We start from the raw sequence: 6,220 nt of genomic DNA on the forward strand, positions 1-6,220 counted from the left end.
AGGCGCGGTGGCGGCGGAAGGCGCAGCGGCGGCGGCAGGCACCGTGGCAGCGGCAGGCGTAGCGGCGGCAGGCCCCGTCGCGGCAGCAGGCACAGGACCGGCCCCAGGACCAGCAGCGGCCGAGGCCGCCGGCGCCGACACCAGGACGGCCGACCCCACGACGAGGGCGACCGACGCGGCCACGGGGTGGCGCCGCCTCACCCGTTCCTGCGCATCCGGGCGCCGACGGAGCCGTTGAGCCGCTCCACCGCCAGCCGGACGGCCTTGCGCTCGTTGGGGAACGCCAGGCGCTCCTCGAGGACGTCGAGCCCGATCCACGCCGCCTCGACGGCCTCGTGGTCCGGGTCGTTCTCCACCGTCACCTCGCCGCCGAGGGCCTGCAGGAGGAACAGGTGCACGGTCTTGTGGATGCGGTGCCCGTCGGCGAAGAACCAGTAGTCGATCGCCCCGAGCGACTCCAGCACCCGCCCGTCGATGCCGGTCTCCTCGGCGATCTCGCGCACGGCGGCCTGCTCGGGCGTCTCCGCGCCCTCCAGGTGGCCCTTGGGCAGGCACCACTCGAGCCGTCCGGAGCGGTTCTTGCGGCAGATGACCGCCACCCGCATGGGGTCCGTGGCCATGTCCACCACGAGCCCGCCGGAGGACACCTCGGTCCTCGTGGGCGGCGGGGTCATCGCAGCAGGGTACGGCGAGCGCGCTGCGGGCCGTGGCACCCTGACCGCCGTGCCCGAAGACCGCCCTGCCGCCCTGCGTCGTGCCACGGCGGCCATCGTGGGCCTCGCCCCCGTCACCGGGGAGCTCGCCGGGCGCTTCGTCGCCGCAGGTCACGAGCTGTCCCTGGTGGGCGGGCCGGTGCGGGACGCGTTCCTCGGCCGGGCCGTCAACGACCTGGACTTCACCACCGACGCGCGCCCCGACGAGGTCGAGCGGGTGCTCACGGGCTGGGCGGACGCCACCTGGGACATGGGCCGCGACTTCGGCACCATCGGCGCCCGGCGGGGCGAGCACACCGTGGAGATCACGACCTACCGGACCGACGCCTACGACGGGGAGACCCGCAAGCCCGTCGTGGTGTTCGGCGACACGCTCGTGGAGGACCTCGAGCGGCGGGACTTCACCGTCAACGCCATGGCCGTCCGGCTGCCGGACCTGGAGTTCGTCGACCCGTTCGGCGGCATGGACGACCTGGTCGCGCGCCGGCTGCGGACCCCCGGCACCCCGGAGCGCTCGTTCGGCGACGACCCGCTGCGGATGATGCGCGCCGCCCGGTTCGCCTCGCAGGTGGGGATGACGCCCGACCCGGCCGCGCTCGCCGCCATGACGGCCATGTCCGACCGGCTGTCGATCGTGTCCGCGGAGCGCGTCCGCGACGAGCTCGTCAAGCTCCTGCTCGGCCGGGACCCCCGGGCCGGGCTCACCCTGCTCGTGGACACCGGGCTGGCCGAGCACGTGCTGCCGGAGCTGCCCGCGCTGCGGCTGGAGGTCGACGAGCACCACCGCCACAAGGACGTCTACGAGCACACCCTCACGGTGCTCGAGCAGGCGATCGCCCTCGAGGGCGACCACCGCGACCCGGACGCCGTCGTGCCCGGGCCGGACCTGGTGCTCCGTCTCGCGGCGCTCATGCACGACGTCGGCAAGCCGGGGACGCGCCGCTTCGAGCCCGGCGGCGGGGTGAGCTTCCACCACCACGAGGTGGTCGGCGCCAAGCTCACGGCCGCCCGGCTCCGCGCCCTCCGCTTCGACAAGCAGACCGTCAAGGACGTGTCGCGCCTGGTCGAGCTCCACCTCCGCTTCCACGGCTACGGCGACGGGGTGTGGACGGACTCCGCGGTGCGGCGCTACGTCACCGACGCCGGCCCGCTGCTGCAGCACCTGCACCGGCTCACCCGCTCGGACTCCACGACCCGCAACGCCCGCAAGGCGCAGCGGCTCCGGCTGGCCTACGACGACCTCGAGCGGCGCATCGCCGAGGTGCAGGCGCAGGAGTCTCTCAAGGCGGTCCGGCCCGACCTGGACGGGACGGCCATCATGCGGCTGCTCGACCTTGCCCCCGGCCCCCTGGTGGGCAGGGCCTACACCCACATGCTCGCGGTGCGGATGGACCAGGGGCCTCTCCCGCCGGAGGCCGCCGAGGCCGAGCTGCGCCGCTGGTGGGCCGAGCAGCCGGAGTCCCGGGCCTAGGTCTGCCCGGCCGCTCGTCCTCTGCATCCCGCGACGCTCCCGCACCGGACGGTGCGGCCCCCGGGCCACACCGGGGGGTCTGTGGACGGGCGGGCGGGTCAGCCGGCTGTGGGCACAGCAGCGACCCCGTGCCTGGCGGCCCGGCGGCAGGCGCGCAGGTAGAGCACGGCCACGACCAGGTACAGCAGGGCGATGAAGGCGTACAGCGGCCGGGAGTAGCCGTCGTCCGGGACGACGAGCGCGCCCAGCGCCGCCGCGAGGATGAAGGCGGCGTTGAAGACCACGTCGTACAGCGAGAACGCCCGGCCGCGGAAGGACTCGTCGACCCCGCGCTGGACGTGGGTGTCCGCGGCGATCTTGACGACCTGGCCCGCCAGGCCGAGGACGAAGGCCCCTGCGGTGAGCGACCAGACGGCGACCCCGAGCGTGTAGAGCATCTCCACCGCGCAGGCGACGAGCAGCGCGAGCACCACCCACCGGTCGAGCCCGGCGAGGCGGGGACCGGGCCGCCCGGCACGCCAGCGCTCCAGGCGCGGCACGGCCGACGGCGTGAGGACGGCCGCGAGCAGGGCGCCGCCCGCCGCGGCCCCGCCGGCCAGGGCGAGCACCCCGAGACCGGACTGCGCGTCGTCGGCCAGGTAGCCCCGGGCGAGCAGGAACGTGGCGATGACGGACAGGCCGTAGGCGAAGCGGTGGGCACCGATCACCCCGATCGCGTCGCGGGGACCGGGCCGGTGCCAGACGTGCGACGCCCCCTCGCGCAGGCCCTGGACGACCGCGCGCAGCGCCTGCGCGGCGCTGGCCCCGGTCCGCTCGTCCGGCCCGAGCGCGCCGCGCCCGATCCGCAGCGCCAGCACCGACGACGTGCCGAACAGCACGGCCGCGGTGGCGATCACGGTCGCGTCGGTGGCGGGTCCGGCGCCGAGCAGGAAGCGGATGCCGAAGCCCAGCCCGAAGCCCGCACCGAACGCCCCGGTCCCCACGGTCGGGGTGATGGCGTTGGCCGTGACCAGCAACGAGCGGTCGACGGTCTTGGGCAGCGCCGCCCCGAGCCCGGCGAGGATGAAGCGGTTGACCGTCAGCGCCGCGAGGACCAGGGCGTACAGACCGACGAGCAGCCCGCCGCCGAACTCGCCGCCGCTGGCCAGCACCAGCGCGGCCACGGCCGCGGCGAGCACCACCCGGACGAGGTTGCTCAGCAGCAGGACGCGCTGGCGCGACCACCGGTCCAGCAGCACGCCCGCGAAGGGACCCACGAGCGTGAACGGCAGGACCGTCGCCGACAGGGCGCCCGCCACCAGGGGGGCGGTCGCGGTCTCGGTCGGGCTGAAGAGGATGTAGCTGGCCAGGCCGGCCTGGAACGCCCCGTCGCCCACCTGGCTGCTCACCCGGACGGCGAGCAGGCGGCGGTACGCCCCCTGCCGCAGCACCGCACCGAACCCCGGGCCGCGCCCGCCCGCGGCCCCGTCGGCCCCGTGAGCCCCGTGAGCCCCGTGAGCCCCGTGAGCCCCGTGAGCCCCGTGAGCCCCGTGAGCCCCGTCGGCCCCGACGTGCGTGCCGGGCCTCGACGTCACGCGTCCACCTGCTCGTCCGCGGGCAGACCGGCGGTGCCGGCGTCGCGGAACGTCCACCAGCGGTACGCGCAGTAGTTGAGCACCGCGTTCGTCGCCGCGGACAGGACCCGTGCAGGGAGCAGGGGCAGCCCCAGCTCGACGAGCAGCGTGACGCCGAAGACGACGAGGACGTAGTCCGCGGCCACCTGCGGCAGGAACCGCCCCAGCTGCCCGCCGGCGTGCCCGTGGGCCGCGTCGAAGGCGAACCACCGGTTGAGGCAGAAGTTCAGCGCGTACGTGAGGACGAACGCGATCGTCACGCTGGCCTGGTACGGCAGCGGCGTGAGGGCGTCCATCAGGGCGAGGACCGTGAGGTCGAACGTCAGGCCGACCGCGGAGAAGAACAGGAACCGGGTCAGGGAGTGCCGGTAGACCCGGGCCGGCCAGGAGCCGCGGGGCTCCTGGCCGGCGACGGGGCTCACTCGCCGGCGATGAACGCCTCGAGCGCGAGGCGCCCGGGGCCGTCCGGCATCTGCACCGGCGGGGACTTCATGAAGTACGCGCTGGCCGCCTCGACCGGGCCGCCGAGGCCGCGGTCGAGGGCGATCTTGGCGGCGCGGACGGCGTCGATGATGACGCCGGCCGAGTTCGGGGAGTCCCAGACCTCGAGCTTGTACTCCAGGTTGAGCGGCACGTCGCCGAACGCACGGCCCTCGAGGCGGACGTAGGCCCACTTGCGGTCGTCGAGCCACTGCACGTAGTCGCTCGGGCCGATGTGGACGTTCCGGGCGCCGAGGTCGTGGTCGACGTTGCTGGTCACGGCCTGGGTCTTGGAGACCTTCTTGGACTCCAGCCGGTCGCGCTCGAGCATGTTCTTGAAGTCCATGTTGCCGCCGACGTTGAGCTGGTACGTCCGGTCCAGGACGACGCCGCGCTCCTGGAACAGCCGGGCGAGCACGCGGTGGGTGATGGTGGCGCCGACCTGGCTCTTGATGTCGTCGCCGACGATCGGCACGCCGGCCTCGGTGAACCTGGCCGCCCACTCCGGGTCGGAGGCGATGAACACGGGCAGGGCGTTGACGAAGGCGACGCCGGCGTCGATGGCGCACTGGGCGTAGAACTTGGCCGCGTCCTCGGAGCCGACGGGCAGGTAGCAGACGAGCACGTCGGCGCGGGCCTCGCGCAGGGCGGCGACGACGTCGACCGCCTCCGCGTCGGACTCCTCGATGGTCTCGCGGTAGTACTTGCCGAGACCGTCCAGCGTGTGGCCGCGCTGCACCGGGACGCCGAGCGGGGGCACGTCGCAGAACGTGATGGTGTTGTTCTCGCTGGCGGCGATCGCCTCGGACAGGTCGAAGCCGACCTTCTTGGCGTCGACGTCGAACGCGGCCACGAACTCCACGTCGCGGACGTGGTAGCCGCCCAGCTCGACGTGCATGAGCCCGGGGACCTCGGCGTCGGGGGCCGCGTCCTTGTAGTAGTGGACGCCCTGGACGAGGGACGAGGCGCAGTTGCCGACGCCGACGACGGCGAGACGGATGGGACCCATGCGGTGTTCTCCTGTTCGTGACCGGGAGCCCGGTCGTGGCTGGTGCGGTGAGGGTGGTGCGGTCTCTGCCCCGTGCAGGCGTGCTCAGCCGGTTCCGGGGGTGGTGTCCGCGCCGGCGCGCTCGGCGGCGAGGCGCGCCTCGGTCCAGCGCAGCTCGGACTCCACGGAGGCGACGCCCCGCTGGGCCCAGGCGCTGCGGTAGGGGTCGCGGGAGCCCGTCGGGTCCTCGCAGCCGCGGGCGGCCACGTCGTCCAGACGGTCCAGGAGCCGGACCCGGCGCTGCTCGAGCACGCGCAGGCGGTCGGCCGGGTCGAGCCGGGCGAAGAACGAGAAGCGGACGCCGAAGGCGTCGTCGTCGGACAGGCTCGCGCCGGGGTGGCCAAGGAGCTGCCGGAAGCGGGCGCGGCCGGGCTCGGTCACCCGGTAGACGACCTTGGTGGCCGTGGCCCGGGTGCCCTCGGCGGACACGTAGCCGTCCGCCTGGAGCCGGCGCAGCGTCGGGTAGAGCGTGCCGAAGCTAAGGGCGGCGCGCCACGGTCCGAGCAGCGCGGTGACGTGCTTGCGCAGGTGGTAGCCGTGCATCGGGGAGTCCTCGAGCACGCCGAGCACCGCGAGCTCGATGACGTCGGTGCGGCGGGGCACGACGACCTCCTCGGGGCGCTCGGCACGTGCGGCCTCCCGCACCGATGTATCGGGTCGATACGTCGTAGCGAGCCACGATAGGCGCAGCGTCGCCGGGGACGCCACCGGGCGCGGTCATACTGGCGGGGATGGCCGGAACCGACAGACCCCTGTTCCCCGACTCCTCGCGCGGCCCCGGCGGGCGCCGCTCGGTCCCCCGGGCGGGTGCCGCCGGACCCTCGCGGCCCGCTGCCCCGGGTCCCCGTGGCAGCGGCCCCGGCGGTGCTCCCGGCAGCGGTCCCCGCGGCGCGAC

6 protein-coding genes are annotated in these 6,220 nt (G+C 74.6%); 1 reads left to right on the forward strand and 5 read right to left on the reverse strand.

Going from position 1 to position 6,220, the window contains the following annotated elements; all coding sequences use genetic code 11:
• Window positions 1-197: 197 nt before the first annotated feature.
• Window positions 198-674, reverse strand: a complete 477-nt coding sequence (locus WCS02_RS16215) for an NUDIX hydrolase (protein WP_340295118.1) — start codon at window positions 672-674, stop codon at window positions 198-200.
• Here WCS02_RS16215 and WCS02_RS16220 point away from each other — a divergent pair.
• Window positions 619-2,184 (forward strand): CCA tRNA nucleotidyltransferase, encoded by a 1,566-nt coding sequence (locus WCS02_RS16220; RefSeq protein ID WP_376984477.1) that lies wholly within the window; start codon window positions 619-621, stop codon window positions 2,182-2,184. The genes WCS02_RS16215 and WCS02_RS16220 overlap by 56 nt on opposite strands.
• A 98-nt stretch (window positions 2,185-2,282) precedes the next feature.
• On the opposite strand, the gene WCS02_RS16225 is transcribed toward WCS02_RS16220, so the two are convergent.
• The 4 genes from WCS02_RS16225 to WCS02_RS16240 all read right to left on the reverse strand — a co-directional run bounded on the left by WCS02_RS16225 (window position 2,283) and on the right by WCS02_RS16240 (window position 5,928).
• Window positions 2,283-3,614, reverse strand: a complete 1,332-nt coding sequence (locus WCS02_RS16225) for an MFS transporter (RefSeq protein ID WP_340295120.1) — start codon at window positions 3,612-3,614, stop codon at window positions 2,283-2,285.
• Window positions 3,615-3,754: 140 nt separating this feature from the next.
• A complete protein-coding gene (locus WCS02_RS16230) occupies window positions 3,755-4,219 on the reverse strand; it encodes a GtrA family protein (RefSeq protein WP_340295122.1) in 465 nt (154 codons plus the stop codon).
• Complete coding sequence (locus tag WCS02_RS16235; protein ID WP_340295124.1) at window positions 4,216-5,286, reverse strand: inositol-3-phosphate synthase; 1,071 nt, start codon at window positions 5,284-5,286, stop codon at window positions 4,216-4,218. Before WCS02_RS16235 ends, WCS02_RS16230 begins: the two co-directional genes overlap by 4 nt.
• An 84-nt stretch (window positions 5,287-5,370) precedes the next feature.
• Window positions 5,371-5,928 carry a PadR family transcriptional regulator gene (locus WCS02_RS16240; protein ID WP_340295125.1) on the reverse strand — a complete coding sequence of 186 codons (558 nt, stop codon included), beginning with the start codon at window positions 5,926-5,928 and terminating at the stop codon, window positions 5,371-5,373.
• Window positions 5,929-6,220 lie beyond the last annotated feature (292 nt).

The sequence above is a fragment of the Aquipuribacter hungaricus genome, assembly GCF_037860755.1.
GTDB lineage: Bacteria > Actinomycetota > Actinomycetes > Actinomycetales > JBBAYJ01 > Aquipuribacter > Aquipuribacter hungaricus.

Excerpts from the sequence above, each read along its gene's own strand:
- WCS02_RS16220 (WP_376984477.1), top strand. The coding sequence starts at position 619 with ATGTCCACCACGAGCCCGCCGGAGGACACCTCGGTCCTCGTGGGCGGC.
- WCS02_RS16215 (WP_340295118.1), bottom strand. The coding sequence starts at position 674 with ATGACCCCGCCGCCCACGAGGACCGAGGTGTCCTCCGGCGGGCTCGTG.
- WCS02_RS16235 (WP_340295124.1), bottom strand. The coding sequence starts at position 5,286 with ATGGGTCCCATCCGTCTCGCCGTCGTCGGCGTCGGCAACTGCGCCTCG.